This window comes from Pseudoxanthomonas fibrivorans (assembly GCF_041464125.1).
Classification (GTDB): Bacteria; Pseudomonadota; Gammaproteobacteria; order Xanthomonadales; family Xanthomonadaceae; genus Pseudoxanthomonas.
This window is the reverse complement of sequence record NZ_JBGNUG010000001.1, coordinates 1,004,262-1,021,535: the sequence shown is the minus strand read 5'-3', so window position 1 is coordinate 1,021,535 and position 17,274 is coordinate 1,004,262. Positions and strand designations below refer to the sequence as shown.

The 17,274-nt window shown below is 66.8% G+C and carries 12 protein-coding genes; 9 read left to right on the top strand and 3 right to left on the bottom strand.

Annotated features, from left to right (window positions below; translation table 11 throughout):
• The first annotated feature begins 158 nt into the window (after positions 1-158).
• Positions 159-3,035: a S8 family serine peptidase gene (locus ACA089_RS04845; RefSeq protein ID WP_372013921.1), complete on the top strand. Its 2,877-nt coding sequence runs from the start codon at positions 159-161 to the stop codon at positions 3,033-3,035.
• Positions 3,036-3,530: 495 nt separating this feature from the next.
• Here ACA089_RS04845 and ACA089_RS04840 read toward each other — a convergent pair whose 3' ends face one another.
• Positions 3,531-4,688 carry an isovaleryl-CoA dehydrogenase gene (locus ACA089_RS04840; RefSeq protein WP_372013918.1) on the bottom strand — a complete coding sequence of 386 codons (1,158 nt, stop codon included), beginning with the start codon at positions 4,686-4,688 and terminating at the stop codon, positions 3,531-3,533.
• A gap of 147 nt (positions 4,689-4,835) precedes the next feature.
• Positions 4,836-5,936: a Glu/Leu/Phe/Val family dehydrogenase gene (locus ACA089_RS04835; RefSeq protein ID WP_372013915.1), complete on the bottom strand. Its 1,101-nt coding sequence runs from the start codon at positions 5,934-5,936 to the stop codon at positions 4,836-4,838.
• 222 nt (positions 5,937-6,158) lie between these two features.
• Between ACA089_RS04835 and ACA089_RS04830 the strand changes: the two genes are divergently transcribed.
• The 5 genes from ACA089_RS04830 to ACA089_RS04810 all read left to right on the top strand — a co-directional run bounded on the left by ACA089_RS04830 (position 6,159) and on the right by ACA089_RS04810 (position 13,501).
• Entirely contained in the window at positions 6,159-6,803 is a 645-nt protein-coding gene (locus tag ACA089_RS04830) for a TetR/AcrR family transcriptional regulator (protein WP_372013912.1), read from the top strand.
• 79 nt (positions 6,804-6,882) lie between these two features.
• Positions 6,883-7,761: an alpha/beta hydrolase gene (locus ACA089_RS04825; RefSeq protein ID WP_372013909.1), complete on the top strand. Its 879-nt coding sequence runs from the start codon at positions 6,883-6,885 to the stop codon at positions 7,759-7,761.
• A gap of 352 nt (positions 7,762-8,113) precedes the next feature.
• Positions 8,114-11,692: a methylmalonyl-CoA mutase family protein gene (locus ACA089_RS04820; RefSeq protein WP_372013906.1), complete on the top strand. Its 3,579-nt coding sequence runs from the start codon at positions 8,114-8,116 to the stop codon at positions 11,690-11,692.
• A 43-nt stretch (positions 11,693-11,735) separates the two neighbouring features.
• Complete coding sequence (locus ACA089_RS04815; protein ID WP_372013904.1) at positions 11,736-12,803, top strand: ParA family protein; 1,068 nt, start codon at positions 11,736-11,738, stop codon at positions 12,801-12,803.
• A gap of 11 nt (positions 12,804-12,814) precedes the next feature.
• Positions 12,815-13,501, top strand: a complete 687-nt coding sequence (locus tag ACA089_RS04810) for a hypothetical protein (RefSeq protein WP_372013901.1) — start codon at positions 12,815-12,817, stop codon at positions 13,499-13,501.
• 794 nt (positions 13,502-14,295) lie between these two features.
• Here the strand turns inward: ACA089_RS04810 and ACA089_RS04805 are convergent.
• Positions 14,296-15,225 carry an HNH endonuclease gene (locus tag ACA089_RS04805; RefSeq protein WP_372013898.1) on the bottom strand — a complete coding sequence of 310 codons (930 nt, stop codon included), beginning with the start codon at positions 15,223-15,225 and terminating at the stop codon, positions 14,296-14,298.
• A 199-nt stretch (positions 15,226-15,424) separates the two neighbouring features.
• On the opposite strand from ACA089_RS04805, the gene ACA089_RS04800 reads away from it, so the two are divergent.
• From ACA089_RS04800 to ACA089_RS04790, 3 genes are all read left to right on the top strand, one after another.
• Positions 15,425-15,895 carry a hypothetical protein gene (locus ACA089_RS04800; RefSeq protein WP_372013895.1) on the top strand — a complete coding sequence of 157 codons (471 nt, stop codon included), beginning with the start codon at positions 15,425-15,427 and terminating at the stop codon, positions 15,893-15,895.
• A 581-nt stretch (positions 15,896-16,476) separates the two neighbouring features.
• Positions 16,477-16,797, top strand: coding sequence for an ArsR/SmtB family transcription factor (locus ACA089_RS04795; protein ID WP_372013892.1), 321 nt, complete (start codon positions 16,477-16,479; stop codon positions 16,795-16,797).
• On the top strand, positions 16,794-17,264 hold the full coding sequence (locus ACA089_RS04790; protein ID WP_372013890.1) for an SRPBCC domain-containing protein: 471 nt from the start codon (positions 16,794-16,796) through the stop codon (positions 17,262-17,264). Before ACA089_RS04795 ends, ACA089_RS04790 begins: the two co-directional genes overlap by 4 nt.
• Positions 17,265-17,274: the final 10 nt, after the last annotated feature.

Genomic DNA, 17,274 nt, shown 5'->3' with positions numbered 1-17,274 from the left:
GCGGGCCTGTGGGAAAGAGGGCTGATTATCGGCGCAGGCGATGACACCTGCCACCGTCCGCCCGGGCAGGCGACAGTCGGCGGGCTTTGCGGTATAGAACCTCCATGTGCGGGGGTGGCCGGCGCAAGCCGGTCAAGATCAACAATTCAGGTGATGAAATGCGAATCCTCTTGAACCAAGGCGCATGCGGCGGCGTGGCGCGGACGGTGCTGGCCGTGGCGATCGCGACCACGCTCGCGGGCGGGCTGGCGGCGTGCGGCGGGGGAGGCGGCGGCAACCTGCGCTCGGGCAGCCCGACCTCGCCTCCGGTGTCACCACCCCCGCCGCCGCCGCCGACCTCGCCACCGCCGCCGATCGCCAAGCCGCCGATCGACGCGCACCTGACCCTGACCCACGCCACCGCCGCCGAGCGCCAGGGTTACACCGGTGCCGGTTACCGGATCGGCGTGATCGATACCGGCGTCAACCACAACCACCCGGCCCTCGCCGGGCGGGTGGCGGCCAACCTGGTCTATGTCAGCCGGACCGGCAACGACATGACGGTGGACGACAAGGTAGGCCATGGCACCACCGTCGCCATGCTCGCCGCCGGCGCGGCCTATGGCAGCTGGCCAGGCGGCATCGCGCCGGGAGCCTCGATCCTGTCGGCGCGGATCATCAACGACGAGCGGCCCAAGGACGACGGTTCGGGTCAAGGCAACGAGGTCACCGGCGCGCTGGGCCTCAAGCCGATCCACCAGGACCTGGTCGCGCGTGGCATGCGGATCATGAACAACTCGTGGGGTGGCCTGTACTGGACCCAGGCCAGCGCGACCGCGCCGATCGCCGACGAGTACCGGTTCTTCATCAACGACCACGACGGACTCGTGGTGTTCGCCACCGGCAACGAAGGCCGCGCCAATCCCACCGACATGTCGTCGTTGCCCAGCAAGGCGGGCAGCAACGGCACCATGCCGGCCGCCGACCTCGAGAAGGGCTGGCTGGCGGTCGCGGCGCTGGATACGTCCAGCCCCGGCCGGCTGATGTACTACTCCAACGCCTGCGGCCTGGCGAAGAACTACTGCCTGGTCGCGCCGGGCACTGCCCAGTTCCCCTCCCATACCGACACGGGCGCCACGCCCAGCGTGCCGTTGCCATACGGCAGCGGTACCTCGTACGCCGCGCCGCTGGTGTCCGGCGCCGCGGCCGTGGTCTGGGAGAAGTTCCCCTACTTCAACAACGACCTGGTGCGCCAGACGCTGCTCGGCACCGCCGCCGACCTGGGTGCCGCCGGGCCGGACGATGTGTTCGGCTACGGCCTGCTCGACGTCGCCAGGGCACTCGGCGGGCCGGGCAAGTTCGACTGGGGCACGGTCACCGCCAACGTCACCGGCGATTCGGCGTGGACCAACCCGATCACGGGCAGCGGCGGCCTGGTCAAGCAGGGCCAGGGCACCTTGAGCATCGGCGGCCCCTCGGCGGGGCTGGCCTACACCGGCGACACGCGCGTGCAGGCGGGCATCCTGCGGGTGCTGGGCAACGTGCAGGCGTCGGACGTGTTCGTGGAGGCGGGAGGCCGGCTGGAAGGCGCCGCGCAGCTCGGCGGCGACCTGACCAACGCGGGCGTGGTGCACATCGGCCCGGCCACGACCGGGACCACCGGCATCAATGTCGACGGCAACTACGTGCAGCGCGCCGGCAGCCAGCTGTCCATGGTGCTTGGCCACGGGCACCTGCAGGTGGACGGCACCGCCACGCTGGAGGGCGGCAACGTGCACGTGGCCGGCGTGCGCAGCGGCTACGTCACCCAGTCCCGCGAGGACGTGCTGACGGCCACCGGCGGGATCAGTGGCCGGTTCGCCGGCCTCACCAGCGCCTCGACGGTGTTCCTCGATGCCTCGCTGCTGTACACCAGCAACGCGGCCTGGCTCGACGTGCGCCGCCTGGACGTGACCGCGGCGGCGGCGAGCCTGGCCGACATCACCCCCGCGGCGCTGGGTGCGGCGCAGCGCGTGGAAGCGGCCTTCGACGGGATCGACGGGCAGCAGGGCACCGGCGCCGGCGTCGTTTCCGACGGCTTCATCCGCACGGCCGGCGAGTTCCAGCACACCACCGACGCGGGCCTGGCGGCCCGCTCGCTGCGCAGCCTGTCCGGCGAGGTGCACGCCTCGGCCGCGGCGGCGACGTACGACACCCTCGACCTCGGCCGGCGGGCGCTGTCGTCGCGGTTCGCCGAACTGGCCGGCGGAAGCAGCCGCGCCGGGAGCTGGCTGCGGGCCCTGGGTGGAACGGCATCGAGCGGCGATGGCACCGACGCGCAGGTCAACGGCTGGATGGCCGGCCACGACCTGTCGATGGGCGGCGCGGCCGTGGCCGGCCTGGCCTTCGGCGAAAGCCGCAGCGACAGCCGGCTCGACGGACTGGCGGACCGAGCCCGCGAGCGCCAGGCGCAGGCCCAGGCCTACCTGGGCCGGCAATGGAACCAGGCCTACGTGATGGGCCAGTTCGGCGCCGGCCAGTGGCAGCGGCAGATCGATCGCGAGCTGCTGCTGGGCGCCAGCCGCTACGGCCTGCACAGCGACTATGACGGCGACTTCGCCGTCGCCGGCGTGGAGACCGGCTACCGCTTCGAAGGCGCGGCCGGCACCCTGGTGCCGTACCTGGCCACCGAACATGCGCGCGTGCGCAGCGACGGCTTCCACGAGGACGGCGCCGCCGGCTTCGGGCTGCGGACCGGGGCGAGCACCTCGTCGCGCACCCAGGCCATCGCCGGCCTGCGCGCGGGGCGGGACTGGCAGCGCGTCCGCCTGGACGGCTACGTCGAATGGCAGCAGACGCTGGCCAGCGAGGGGCTGGCGCTGTCGGCCAGCTTCGTCGGCGTGGAGGCGTGGTCGCCGCTGGCAGCGTCCAACCCGGCGCTGTCGGGTGGCATGTTCGGCCTGTCCGCCTCGGCCTGGCTGACGCCGGCCTCGAGCCTGTCCCTCGGTTACGACCAGCGCTTCGGCCCGCGCGGGGACGCGAGCATGGTGTCGTTGAGGTATGCGTTCGGGTTCTGATCCGCGCGGACGCGCCGAAGGGATGGGGTGATACGGAAGAGCCGGGCCATGCCCGGCTCTTCCGTTGTGGTCCCGGTCGCGCGGAGCCGGGTTTCGTACCGGTAGGCACGCGGGGCGCGTGCGGCGTGCCGCGCGGACGGGCATCCAGTTCGGCCCTGCGGCGCGCCATGCATTCGGCTGATGCACGGGGCAGTGCCGCGCAAGCTCGGTCAGTGTGGGTCCTGCCGGGCGCAGCGTGGCCGGGGCAGAGATGGAATCACGCGGCTGGCCGCGCAGCGGATCAGCGTGGGTCCAGTATGGCGCAGCGCGCCGTGCGCTCGGCTGATCCACGCGGCATGCCGCTCAAGCGGGTCGGCCTCGTTCCGGCCCGGCCCAGCGCGCCGTGCGCTCGGCTGATCCACGCGGCAGTGCCGCGTAAGCCGGATCAGCCTCGTTCCGGCCCGCCGCAGCGCGGCGGGCGCTCGGCTGACCCGCGCGGCATGCCGCGCAAGCGGATCAGCCTCGCCCCTCGAACAGCTCTCGGCCGATCAGCATCCGCCGGATCTCGTTGGTGCCGGCGCCGATCGCGTAGAGCTTGGCGTCGCGCAGGATGCGGCCGGTGGCGAACTCGTTGATGTAGCCGTTGCCGCCCAGCGCCTGGATCGCCTCCAGCGCGACCTGCACCGCCGCCTCCGACGCGTGCAGCAGGCAGCCGGCCGCGGCGGCGCGCGAGGAGACGCCGGCGTCGAACTCGCGCGCGACCTGGTAGGCGAACGCGCGGCTGGACTGCAGCGCGGTGTACATGTCGGCCAGCTTGCCCTGCATCAGGCTGAAGGTGCCGATCGCCTGGTCGAACTGCCTGCGCTCGCGCACGTAGGGCAGGGCGATGTCCAGCGCCGCCTGCATCAGCCCGATCGGGCCGCCGGTCAGCACCAGCCGCTCGGTGTTCAGGCCGCTCATCAGCACGCGCACGCCCTGGTTGACCTCGCCCAGCACGTTCTCCGCGGGGATCCGGCAGTCCTCGAACACCAGCTCGCAGGTGTTGGAGCCGCGCATGCCGAGCTTGTCCAGCTTCTGCGCGGTCGAGAACCCCTTCATGCCGCGCTCGACGATGAAGGCGGTCATGCAGCGGCTGCCCGCGTCCTTGCCGGCGGTGCGCATGTACACCACCAGCACGTCGGCCTCCGGGCCGTTGGTGATCCACATCTTGTTGCCGTTGGCGACCCACGCGCCGTCCTTGAGTTCGGCGCGGCAGCTCATCGAGCCGACCACGTCCGAGCCCGCGCCCGGTTCGCTCATCGCCAGCGCGCCCTTCCACTCGCCGCTGCACAGTTTCGGCAGGTACTTCGTGCGCTGCGCCTCGTTGCCGTTGAGGTACAGGTTGGACACGCACAGGTTGGAGTGCGCGCCGTAGCTCAGCCCGACCGAGCCGGAGGCGCGCGAGATCTCTTCCATCGCCACCAGGTGGGCCAGGTAGCCCATCTCGCTGCCGCCATATTCGCCCGGTACGGTCATGCCGAGCAGGCCGAGCTCGCCGAGCTTGGGCCACAGGTCCTGGGGGAACGCGTTGTCTTCGTCGATCGCCGCCGCGCGCGGCGCGATCTCGGCCTCGGCGAAGCGGCGGACGGCCTCGCGCAGCGCGTCGATCTCCTCGCCGAGCTGGAAAATCCGCATTGCGCCCCCTGATGGTTTCGTTTGTACCTAGTGTAGGCCGCGGCCCGCCGGACCACACGTGCGGGTGCACAAAAAAGCCCCGCGAATGCGCTTCGCGGGGCCGTTGCAGCGACGCGGGGCGGGGCAGGTCAGCCGCCGGCCAGCGCCTCAGTGCTCGCCGCGCAGGTGCCCCATCCGCGGCCGGGTCCGGCCCATCGGCAGCTTGAGCTTGCCGATCGAGGACAGGCGCGCCTCGGCGATGCGGTCGGCCGCGTACTGCGGGCTGATCTTCTCCTTCTCGGAGAGGTCGAAGATCCGGCCGACGTTGTAGTAGATGCTGCGGATCAGCCGCATCGCCCGCTCGCGGTTGTAGCCGTCGATCTCCAGCGACACGTTCATGACCCCGCCCGCGTTGACCGCGTAGTCGGGCGCGAACAGGATGCCGCGCCGGTACAGCTCGTCGCCGATCGCGTGGCTGGCCAACTGGTTGTTGGCCGAGCCGCAGACGATCTTGACCTTCAGCCGCTCCAGCGTCTTCGCGTCGATGCTGCCTTCCATCGCGCAGGGCGCGAACACGTCGGCGGCCACGTCGTAGATCTCGTCGGGTTTCACCGCCTCGGCGCCGTACTCGGACACCGCGCGGTCCACCAGCTTCGGATCCAGGTCGCTCACGTACAGCTTGGCGCCGCGCTCGCGCAGCAGCTTCACCAGCTCCATGCCGATGTGGCCCAGGCCCTGCACGGCGATGCTGGTCTTGCCCACTTCCTCGTGGCCGAGCTTGCGCTGCAGCGAGGCCATCAGCCCCTGCAGGGTGCCGTAGGCGGTGAACGGGGCCGGGTCGCCGGAACCGCCGTGCACCTGGTGCACGCCGGTGACGAACTCGGTCTCCAGGTAGATCTGTTCCATGTCGTTGACGTCGGTGCCGACGTCCTCGGCGGTGATGTAGCGCCCGCCCAGCGCCTCGACCGCGCGGCCGAAGGCGCGGAACAGCACCTCGGTCTTGTCGGTCTTCGGGTCGCCCAGGATCACCGCCTTGCCGCCGCCGATGTTCAGCCCGGCCAGCGCGTTCTTGTAGGTCATCGTGCGGCTCAACCGCAGCACGTCGCGCACCGCATCGGCCTCGTTGGCGTAGTGGCGCATGCGCGCGCCGCCGACCGCCGGCCCGAGCACCGTGTTGTGCACCGCGATGATCGCCTTCAGGCCTGCGTCCGGGTTGTTGCAGAAGACCACCTGCTCGTGGCCTGAGGTGGCGAGGGTTTCGAAAAGCATCATGGGCTCCGCGTCGTGTCGCGCGTGGCGGGTGGGGCGCGACCGTGGCCGTGTGGCTGAAGGTGGCGGGTCAACGCCCGGCAAACACCGGGTCCAGAAAACAAAAATGCGACGGAGCCAGGGGGAGGGGCGGTCGTCGCAGGGCGCATTCTAACTCCAGCCTTGTGACACTGGTCGCGTCCGGGCTTGAAAGATACGAACGGTCGTGCTATTCAAGCCGCCATGACCCCGTCCGCCGCCATCGCCGCCGCCACCGCCAAGGGCGCCAGCACCCGTGGGATGCTGCTGGAACGCGCCTGCGGCATGGCCGCCAGGGTCGGCCTGGAAGGGGTGACCATCGGCGAGCTGGCCAGCGCGGCCGGCATGTCCAAGAGCGGCGTGTTCGCCCACTTCGGCTCGCGCGAGGACCTGGTCCGGCAGACCCTGGACTGGGCCGCCGAGCAGTTCATCGCCCAGGTCATGGCGCCCTCGATGCGCCAGCCGCGCGGCTTGCCGCGCCTGCACGCGATCGTCGAAGCCTGGATCGGCTGGATCATGGCCCACCCGGACGGCTGCGTGTTCCTCGGCGCCTCGTTCGAGTACGACGGCCGTCCCGGGCCGATGCGCGACCACGTGGCCACGATGATGCAGTCCTGGCGCACCGCGCTCGAACGCGCGGTCGCCCTGGCGGTCGAGCAGGGCCACCTGCGCGCCGGCACCGATCCGGCGCTGGTCGCGTTCCAGCTCGATGCGCTGATGCAAGGCCTGCACCACGCCCGCCTGCACCAGCCGCAGGCCGCGCAGGACCTCGCGCGCCGCGCGGTCGCCGACCTGTTCGCGCGCTATACCGCCGACGCCCCCGCGCCGGCCCATCCCCCCCAGCCGTAAGCCCCGCAGGAGCCCCGCCATGGCCGCCGTCGCGCCCGTCACTTCGCCGCAAAAAAGCACGACCGTTCGGTCTCCGTCGGTGCCCCGGCTGCTGCGCGCCGCGTTCGCCGTCGGTGGCTGGCTGATGCCCGAGGCCACCGTGCGCCGCGCCTCGCGCCTGTTCGGCACGCCGATGGCGTCCTCGCGCAGCCGGGCGCTGGCGGCCGAGGCTGACGACGCGGTCGTGGGCCAGGTCATGAGCGACGGCCATTCCATCGCTACCTACACCTGGGGCGATCCAGCGACGCAGCCATACGTGCTGTTCTCGCACGGCTGGTCCAGCTTCGGCCTGCGCTGCCGGCCGTGGATCGCGCCGCTGCGCGAGGCCGGCTACGCGGTGGTCGCGTTCGACCATCCCGGCCACGGCCGCAACGACGGCGGCCGCGCGATCCTGCCGGCGTTCGCCGCCGCGATTGCCGCGGTCGCGCGCCGGCATGGCGCGCCGGCGGTGCTGGTTGCCCATTCGATGGGCGGCGCGGCCGCGCTGCTCGCGCTCAGCGCCGGCCTGCGCGCCGGGCACGTGGTGCTGGTCGCGCCGGCCGCCGACCTGCGCGCGGCCGGCGGCCGCTTCGGCCGGATGATCGGGCTGGCGCCGCCGCTGGTGGCGCGCATGTTCGAAGGCTTCGAGCGCCAGATCGGCCTGCCGGTCGACAGCTTCGCCGCCCAGCACCACGCGCCGCGCATGGCCGCCCCGGCGCTGGTCGTGCACGACCTGGAAGACGACGACGTGCCGTGGGAGGAGGGCGAGCGCTACGCCCGCCTGTGGCCCGACGCGCGCCTGCTCACCACCACCGGCCTGGGCCACCACCGCATCGCCGGCGACGCCACGGTGATCGAAGCGGCGCTGCGGTTCGTCCGCGGCGAAGCGGTCGGCGAGCGCGTGGTGTCCTCGCCGAACCTGCCGTTCGGGTTCGCCTGAGCCTGGCGGCCGGCCGCGCCGGTCGCCTGTGCCAGGCCTGCAGGGCAGGCGCGATCCATCGCCCGCACCGCCGGCAAGCCCGCCCCCTCGACGGGGCGGTTCCTCCCCAGGGCGCCTGATGGCCGGGTGGGGCGGGCTTGCCGGCGGCGTGGCCGGGGATGCGCTGCCGCACTGCCCGGCATCGACCCGCAGGCCGCCCGCACGCGAGGGCCACCGGGCAGTACGCGGCCGCAGGTTCGGCACACACGGGCAACCCCGTCGCCTGCGACCAAAGTCACGCTGCAGCGCACCCATCGGTTTCGCGTGCAAGCACTAGAATCGGGCCCAAGTCCTTGATTCAAGCAGCCCGCGCATGAGCACGCCCGCCAGCCAGATTCCTGCACCGCACGCCGACACCACGCCGTTGCGCTTCGTCACCGCCGCCAGCCTGTTCGACGGCCACGACGCGGCGATCAACATCATGCGCCGGCTGATCCAGGCGCAGGGCGCCGAGGTCATCCACCTGGGCCACAACCGCAGCGTCGAGGACGTGGTCCGCGCCGCGCTGCAGGAGGACGCCGACGCGATCGCGCTGTCCAGCTACCAGGGCGGCCACGTCGAGTACTTCAAGTACATGGTCGACATGCTCAGGGAGCGCGGCGCCGCGCACATCCGCGTGTTCGGCGGCGGCGGCGGCACGATCACCCCCGAGGAAATCCGCGAACTCGAAGCCTACGGCGTCGAGCGCATCTACCACCCCAACGACGGCATGAAGATGGGGCTGGTGGAGATGATCGAGGACGTCGTCGCCCGCGCCACTGCCGCGCGCGAGGGGAAAAACCGGGGTCAGAGTGCACTTTCCTCCGGGGCCTCCGATACGGTGAGCGGCGTGACGGGGAAAGTGCACTCTGACCCCGGTTTCTCTTCCCCCGACGAAATCACCATCGGCCGCGCCCTCAGCGCGATCGAGGACGGCGAACACGGCGAGGCCGAGCTGGCGAAGTTGCGCAAGCAGTGGCAGCTGGCCGCCGGCCGCACGCCGGTCATCGGCATCACCGGCACCGGCGGCGCCGGCAAGTCCTCGGTCACCGACGAACTGCTCAACCGCTTCCTGTCCAGCTTCCCGGCCATGCGCATGGCGGTGATCTCGGTCGACCCGACTCGTCGTCGTAGTGGTGGAGCATTGCTCGGCGACCGCATCCGCATGAATTCGCTGCGCAACCACCGCGTCTACATGCGCTCGATGGCCACCCGCCGGCAGAACGTGGCCACCAACGCGGTGCTCAAGGACTGCATCGGCTACCTCAAGTCGCTGGGCTTCGACCTGGTGATCGTGGAGACCGCCGGCATCGGCCAGTCGGATTCGGAGATCGTCGACCTGGTCGACTTCCCGATGTACGTGATGACTTCCGACTACGGCGCGGCCAGCCAGCTCGAGAAGATCGACATGCTCGACTACGCCGAGCTGATCGTGCTCAACAAGTACGACCGCCGCGGCGCCGAGGACGCGCTGCGCGACGTGCGCAAGCAGTGGAAGCGCAACCGCACCGCCTTCAGCACCGCCGATGCCGACGTGCCGGTCTATCCGACCATTGCCAGCCAGTTCAACGACCCCGGCATCAGCTGGATGTTCGCCAACCTGTGCCGGCTGCTGTCCACCAGGCTGTCGCTGCCGGCCGAGAAGTGGACCCCGCAGATCGACACCACGCTCAAGGAGCCGCGCGCGACCGTGCTGATCCCCGGCGCGCGCGTGCGCTACCTGGCCGAGATCGCCGAGCAGGGCCGCGGCATCAACCGCCGCATCGAGAGCGAAGCCGAGACCGCCAGCCGCGCCCAGTCCTACTGGGAATCCCTGCGCGACCTGGGCGACGCCAGGCTGCCCGCCGCGCTCGCCCTGTACGACAGCGCCGACCTGCAAGGGGAGGGCGACCGCTCCCTGCTCACCCTGCGCCAGCGCTACAACGACGCCGTCCAATCGCTCTCCAGCGACTCCCTGCGCAACCTGCGCGAATGGCCGGCCCGCCTCAAGTCCATCACCGACGAAGCCACCGAATACCAGGTCCGCAACAAGACCATCCGCGTCGAGAACTACCGCGAATCCCTCAGCCACCAGAAGGTCCCCAAGATCGCCGCGCCCACCTACAAGTCCTGGGGCGAGCTGCTGACCTTCCTCGGCAAGGAGAACCTGCCCGGCAGCTACCCCTACACCGGCGGCGTCTACCCGTACCGCCGCACCGGCGAAGACCCGATCCGCATGTTCGCCGGCGAGGGCATGCCCGAGCGCACCAACCGCCGCTTCCACTACCTGTCCGCCGGCCAGCCGGCCGCGCGCTTGTCCACCGCGTTCGACTCGGTCACCCTGTACGGCGAAGACCCGGCGCCGCGCCCGGACATCTACGGCAAGATCGGCAACTCCGGCGTCAACGTGCCCACGCTGGACGACATGAAGAAGCTGTACTCCGGCTTCGACCTGTGCGCGCCGACCACCAGCGTGTCGATGACCATCAACGGCCCGGCGCCGATCATCCTGGCGATGTTCATGAACACCGCCATCGACCAGCAGGTCGAGAAGTACCTCAAGGCCGACCCGCAGCGCTGGGCCGACGCACAGCAGAAGATCGACGCGTTCTTCGAAGGTCGCCCGCGCCCGCGCTACCACGGCGACCTGCCGGCCGGGAACGACGGCCTGGGCCTGAGCCTGCTCGGCATCACCGGCGAGCAGCTGCTCGACGCCGACACCTACGCCGCGATCAAGGCCGAAACGCTTAGGACCGTGCGCGGCACCGTGCAGGCCGACATCCTCAAGGAAGACCAGGCCCAGAACACCTGCATCTTCAGCACCGAGTTCGCCCTGCGCATGATGGGCGACATCCAGCAGTACTTCGTCGACCACCAGGTCCGCAATTTCTATTCGGTGTCCATCTCCGGTTACCACATCGCCGAGGCCGGGGCGAACCCGATCAGCCAGCTCGCCTTCACCCTGAGTAATGGTTTTACGATCGTCGAGTACTACCTGGCGCGCGGCATGCACATCGACGACTTCGCGCCCAACCTGAGCTTCTTCTTCAGCAACGGCATGGATCCGGAGTACACCGTCATCGGCCGCGTCGCCCGCCGGATCTGGGCCCGCGCCATGCGCGAGCGCTACCAAGGCAACGAGCGCAGCCAGATGATGAAGTACCACATCCAGACCAGCGGCCGCTCCCTGCACGCGCAGGAGATCCAGTTCAACGACATCCGCACCACGCTGCAGGCCCTGTACGCACTGTTCGACAACTGCAACAGCCTGCACACCAACGCCTACGACGAGGCCATCACCACGCCCACCGAAGAGAGCGTGCGCCGCGCGGTGGCCATCCAGATGATCATCAACAAGGAGCTGGGGCTGAACTTCTGCGAGAACCCGTGGCAGGGCAGCTTCGCGGTTGAGTACCTGACCGACCTGGTCGAGGAAGCCGTCTACAAGGAGTTCGAGGCCATCAGCGAGCGCGGCGGCGTGCTCGGCGCCATGGACACCATGTACCAGCGCGGCAAGATCCAGGAAGAGTCCCTCTATTACGAACACAGGAAGCACGACGGCTCGCTGCCCCTGGTGGGCGTCAACACCTTCCTGCCCAAGGAACACGCCGGCGAGGTGGCCACCGAGATCGAGCTGATCCGCTCGACCGAGGGCGAGAAGGCCCAGCAGATCGAGAACGTGCGCGGCTGGCAGGCCTCACGTAATGGGCTTGCCCCGGAAGGGGAAACCGGCCACGGCCACGTGGTGGCGGAAGAGGGCGGGGAGAGCGCGGCCGAGGTGCACGACGGCCACGGCCTGGCGTATCTTCAAGACACGGCGCGCAGGCGGGGGAACGTCTTCGCGGCGCTGGTGGAAGCGGTCAAGACCCACAGCCTCGGTCAGATCAGCCATGCGCTGTATGACGTGGGTGGGGAATATCGGCGGAATATGTGAGTTCGCCGAAAATCTTGCGGAAATACTAGGGGGTAGGAATTAGATGGCGATCGTTACGCTCTACAATCACAAGGGTGGTGTATCTAAAACCACCACTACTTTTAACTTGGCCTGGTATTTGGCTGGGCAGGGAAAGCGGGTTCTGCTCGTAGATGCCGACCCGCAGTGCAATATCACTGAGATCGCTCTCGCGGATCTAATTGAGCGGCAAGACGAAGCCGCTGCAGATGCGGGTGGCGCTGTGCACGAATTGCCAGGAAACACTCTCAAAGAGATCCTTCAGCCGCGCCTACAGGGTGAAGTAGCTCAGATCGATACAGCGTCTGTAGAAGTTGTTGGAGTTCGTCCAGGCATAGACATTATCCGGGGTAGCGTCGATCTGTCTGAGTTGGAAGACGACTTCGCAGAGGCGCATGTCCAGCGGTTTGCCACCAAGACGCATCTTCGCAGGAACTACGTTGCTCTCGGGGATCTTCTTCGAAGATTGGAGCGTGAGCGCGGTTACGACTACATCTTTATTGATGTTGGGCCGAGTTCGGGGGCATTGACAAGGTCGTGTTTTCTGGCGTGTGACAGCTTCTTTGTTCCCGTTGCCCCTGACCGCTTCAGTGTGCAAGCGATTGGCACCGTCTCATCCATCGTCTCGCGGTGGATTAGAGAGCATCAAGACATCTACGACGATTACCTGGGTATCAGTCTTCCTATCTCTGAGGGGAAGCCGCTATTTCTGGGTGCGATTGTTCAATCATTTAAGAGGTATCGAGGTAGGGCCAAGAAAGCGTATCAGCTATGGATCGATAAAATTCCAGATAAGATTGAGCAGTGTCTGGTACCAGCACTTGCTCCGTTCTCGCGCAACGGGCACCCCCTGATTACCTGTCCTAACGATTACCTGGCTGCCGAAATTCCGGATTTCGGAACCCTCGCTCCGCTGGCTCAGCGCCTGGGAAAGGCTGTGTTTGCCATTGAGCAGGCTGATACAGCATATGCAACAGAGAATGGTCAGGCTTGGCAGGGCGGCACTTGGACGGATGCACAGATGAGAATGCGCGAGTATAAGCAGACCTTTGCTGCGCTGGCAGCTCGCTTGGAAGGGGTTGCTGGCCGGTGACAGATAAGCCCATGGCAATTAGCTTCTTAAACCATTTCGTTGCATTTATTGATGTCCTCGGCTTTGCGGAGATGGTTAAGCACGATACAGAAGCTGGCGATGGGGATCTGTTATTTGTAGAGCGCCTATATGAGGTTCATGCGGCAATCATTGATTTGGTGGGTAAATCGGGGCTTCCCATCAAGTTGACCCAGTTCTCTGATTCAATCGTTTTGAGTGTGCCTATAAGTCTGTCGTCGTTACGCCCTTTTCTAGAGGTAGTTGCGGAACTGCAGGTCATGCTGTTTGAGAAAGGGCTGTTATGCCGTGGTGGCATTGCGTATGGCAAACACTACTCGGAAGCAAGCTTCATGTTCTCCGATGCGATGATATCGGCATATCGACTCGAATCGGAAAGTGCAAAGTATCCACGCATTTTAATCTCGCAAGACATACTTGATCTTTATAGCCCAGGTGACGTTGGATTCTCTCATATGATCGTACTAGAAGACGACGGTGCAGTATTCGTCGATTATTTTCATTACGCTGCGCGTAATGGCCGAAATCTTTCTAGCCGGGTGATGGAGTTGGCTGAATCCATCCGATCTATCTCGTCGTCTTCTGTGCGGGAGAAGATTCGATGGGTGCTCCAGTACTGGGATCATGCGATGGGCACTGCAGTGGCAAAGCCCCGATTCTCTAAGCTTTCCTTGGAGTAGAGCATCCTTCCAGCGCCAAAAGTGACCGGGCCGAACCGGGTTCAAGGTGCACTTTCTTATGGAGGATGAAACATGGCGCAGCCAAAGCGCCATTTCAGATAGTTGAGTGGGCTAGTGAGGACTAGGAATGCTAAGGAGGCCGCATGTGGGGTGAAGCACTAAAGCTATCTAACTCAAGAGCGCTTGTTGCTGGCGCTGTTGTGATCGATACCTTGTGCTTCGGCACGCTTGCTGTGCTGCTGATATCCCCGGGTCTGTTGGCCTCGGTCTCGACGGGTGTGCTGGTGCTTGCCGCTCTCGCGATAACCGCGCCCGTCTTCGGTCTAGCTGTTTCGATGTCGTCTCTTATAGTGCCCCCTTGGTTAAACGTAGAGGAGCGCGCGAGACGATGCATCCTGGCGGGTGCCACTATGCATGCGGGCGTGCAAGCAGCAACTTTGCTCGGTGCTTTTTGCGGACGGAGGGTCGAATCGTTGGGGCGCTATTTCGTGGAAACGTTCGCTCTCACGTTCATTCTTGCATTCTTTCTCTTGGCTGCTGGTTTCTTTCTCCGAAGAGCAGTATCGAGAAGGCGCGCAGGTGTTTGGCCCTCATCCGGCGACGCTGACGGGCAATGAGAACGAGATCTCCGAGTCCGGCAGCCGCGAGAGGTCTTCTGGCCTAGCGCGCCGTCCCAGTCGACGGGCAGGCCAGCTAACGGGGGTCAGATTCACTTCCTGAGTGAGCGTCAGGGCCGCGAGTGCGCGATTTTGTTCGCGCGCCATGGGTCAGTCTGGGGCGCGGGCACGTAAGCGCTAAGGCAGCTGTCCAAGCGCCTTGATGATTGCTTCCTGCGGATTACTTGATTGCTTGTAGCGCTTCTGGAAGATCGCGTTACGGTGATATTCAAGGTACGGAAGCTGCTTAGCGTTGAAGCTTCCAACAGAGCGTCCATTGGTTAGGTCCAAGCCGAGGCGATCCAGTACCTCGCTCGGCAAGTCGTCGGTGCGCAGCAATCGTCCGTCGTGACCAAACGATATCCAGCCAGAGTCGAACAGGTGGTCCGCTGTGGGGCTGAGTAGCAGGCCATTGTGTCCGTCTGTTCGTTCGTTTCCGGTGGCGCAAGCGGACCAAGGTTTTATATGGCTGGCGCGGACGAACCGAAGGTCTCGAATTCCGGTGATTCGACATTCCTTCTCTACGCCGATCAGTCTGCGCCGGAAGAGACTTTGCTTGGTGCGAACCTCAACCGTTTGGGCGCTGACCGTCTTGTCTAATCCGGTATCGCTGTCGCCATCATTGACATAGATGGCGGTCCCAATATCCGCGATCGGCTGCAATCGAAAAACAAGTGCTTTGCGCGGCGAGCCGTTCGTATCGAGGATGCCTTCCTTCTCGTAATAGCTGAGGCATTCGAACTCACCGAGGTACCTATACGGACGACTCTTGCCCATCATCTGGAAGAGTAGGAGGTGCTTACCGTCCTGTTGGTGCCTGAGGATGGCTCGATTGCCGCCTGCCATCCGCATGTCGCCGCTCTGACCTTCCCCAAAGTAGTGGAAGATTCCATAGTCGTCCCAGTAGTCGTGATACCCGTGGGTCTTACCGGCCTCACCGGTGAAGATCACAACCATCGGCGCCCGAGTAGGGGTCGAGATGCCACCGCGCTGTTGACCGCCAAATGGCGCGTGGATGTCCAACTGGCGGCTATAGAGCGCGCCCGCCTCGTAAGGAATCTCAAACATTCCGCTCCACTCCCCCGCGGAGGCGAAACCCGCTCCGGCCCGGCTATTATCCTACCTGCGAATAGGAAAATTCCTACACGAATCCCAGCCCCTTCCTACACGCCAGCGAGGCGTGTACCGACTACGCCCGCGGCGCCTTTCCGTTGACCCTGCGTCCGTCCAGCCATGGTGGCTGGCGCACCGGAAAAGGAGAACCGCCGTGTCGCAGAACCTGGTGTCCCTGGAAATTAGCAACGAGCAGCTGGCGCAGGCCGAGCAGGCCGTCACCGCGCTGGAGCAGGCCCTGGCCGGGCTGGTGTCGCTGTCGATCGCCGAGCGCCGGCGGCTGACCAAGATGGGGCAGAAGTCGGAGGTGTTCTGCCGGCAGACCCTGCGCGTGCTAGCGCAGAACCCGCAGATCGTGCCGCCGGGGCTGGCGCTGGCCGAGGCGCAGGCCGACCTGCAGGCGCTGGACCAGCTGGCGCCGCTGCTGGACCGGGTGCAGCGCCTGGCCGAGCGCGGCCGCGACACCGAGATGGCGTTGGGCGCCGACGTGATGGACGCCGCGCTGGAGGGCTACGCGCTGCTGCGGGTGTCGGGCAAGCAGCAGGGCCTGGACGGCCTACGCAAGGAGCTGTCCAGCCGCTGGGCCCGCCGCAGCAGCGCGGAGGCTGAACCGGCCGAGGCCTGAGCCGCGCCGCCTGACCCGTTTGCATCGATTTCCCCCGCCGGCGCTGCCTCTCCCCCGCGCCGGGGTGCAGCGGAGCCCGACCCGGGCCACACCCCTCGCTGCACCTTCCACGGCCGCCCCGCCCCCTGGCGCGCGCGGCCGTTTCTTTTGCAACCATCAGGGTCCGGAACTCGGTCGATGGAGTTCCGGACTCGGCGTGCCGAGTTCTGGACTCGGCGCGTGAGGATCGGAACTCGGCGCGCCGAGCTTCGAACTCGGTCGATGGAGTCCTGGACTCGGCGGGTGGAGTTCCGGACTCGGCGGACCGAGCCTCGGACTCGGCGTGTCGAGTCGCCGACTCCATCGGCCGAGCCTTGGACTCGGTGCGCCGAGTCTGGAGCTCGGTGGATCGAGCCTTGAACCCGGACGCGGCGGCCGCGCGGGCCGCCCGCCGTCAGCGGCGGGGATTGCCGGTACCGGCACGTCCGGCCGCGCGGTCACGGTCGCCGGGCATCCACCCGGCAGCCAGGGTCGCGACAGGAGGCCTTGACGCCGGCCGGGCCATCAAATAGATTGAAGTCAATATAGACAAATATCTAATTATGGACCTCAACCACGCCTTGCTGGCCCTGGCCGATCCCACCCGCCGCGCCATCGTCGAACGGCTGGCCGAAGGCGAGCGCAGCGCGTCCGAACTGGCCGCGCCGTTCGGGCTCAGCCAGCCAACCATTTCCCATCACCTGAAGGTGCTTCTGGAAGGAGGGATCGTCGTCAAGCGCAATGAAGGCACCCGGCGGATCTACAACCTGGACCGGGGCGCCGTCGGCAACCTGGATGCCTGGCTCGCCAGGTTGAAGGCCACGATGGAACTGAACTACCAACGTCTCGACACCCTATTGGCCGATATGGAGAAGAACCAGTGAACACACTCAAGCTGGAAACGCGTGGCGACAACCAGGTCGTCGTGACCCGCAGGTTTAAGGCGAGCCCCGAGTTCCTGTACCGGGCCCACACCGAAGCCGACCTGATCCGGAAGTGGATGCTCGGCCCGCCCGGGTACACGATGCCGGTGTGCATCAGCGAGAACCGGCCGGGCGGGAAGATCCGGTTCGAGTGGGCGCACGCCGAGCACGGCGGGTTCTACCTGACCGGCGAGTACGTGGCGCTGGACCCGTACACCAAGATCAAGCACGTCGAACGCATGCATCTTCCGGACCCGACCCCGGACAACCACGTGACCACCACCTTCGAGAAGGACGGCGACCACACGGTGCTGAAGGTGGTCATGTCGTTGCCTTCCAGCGAGGCGCGCGAGGCGATGCTTGCCTCCGGAATGGACGAAGGCATGGAAGCGTCGTACCGCAACCTGGACGAGCTGGCCGCCGCCTGAGCCGAAGCCC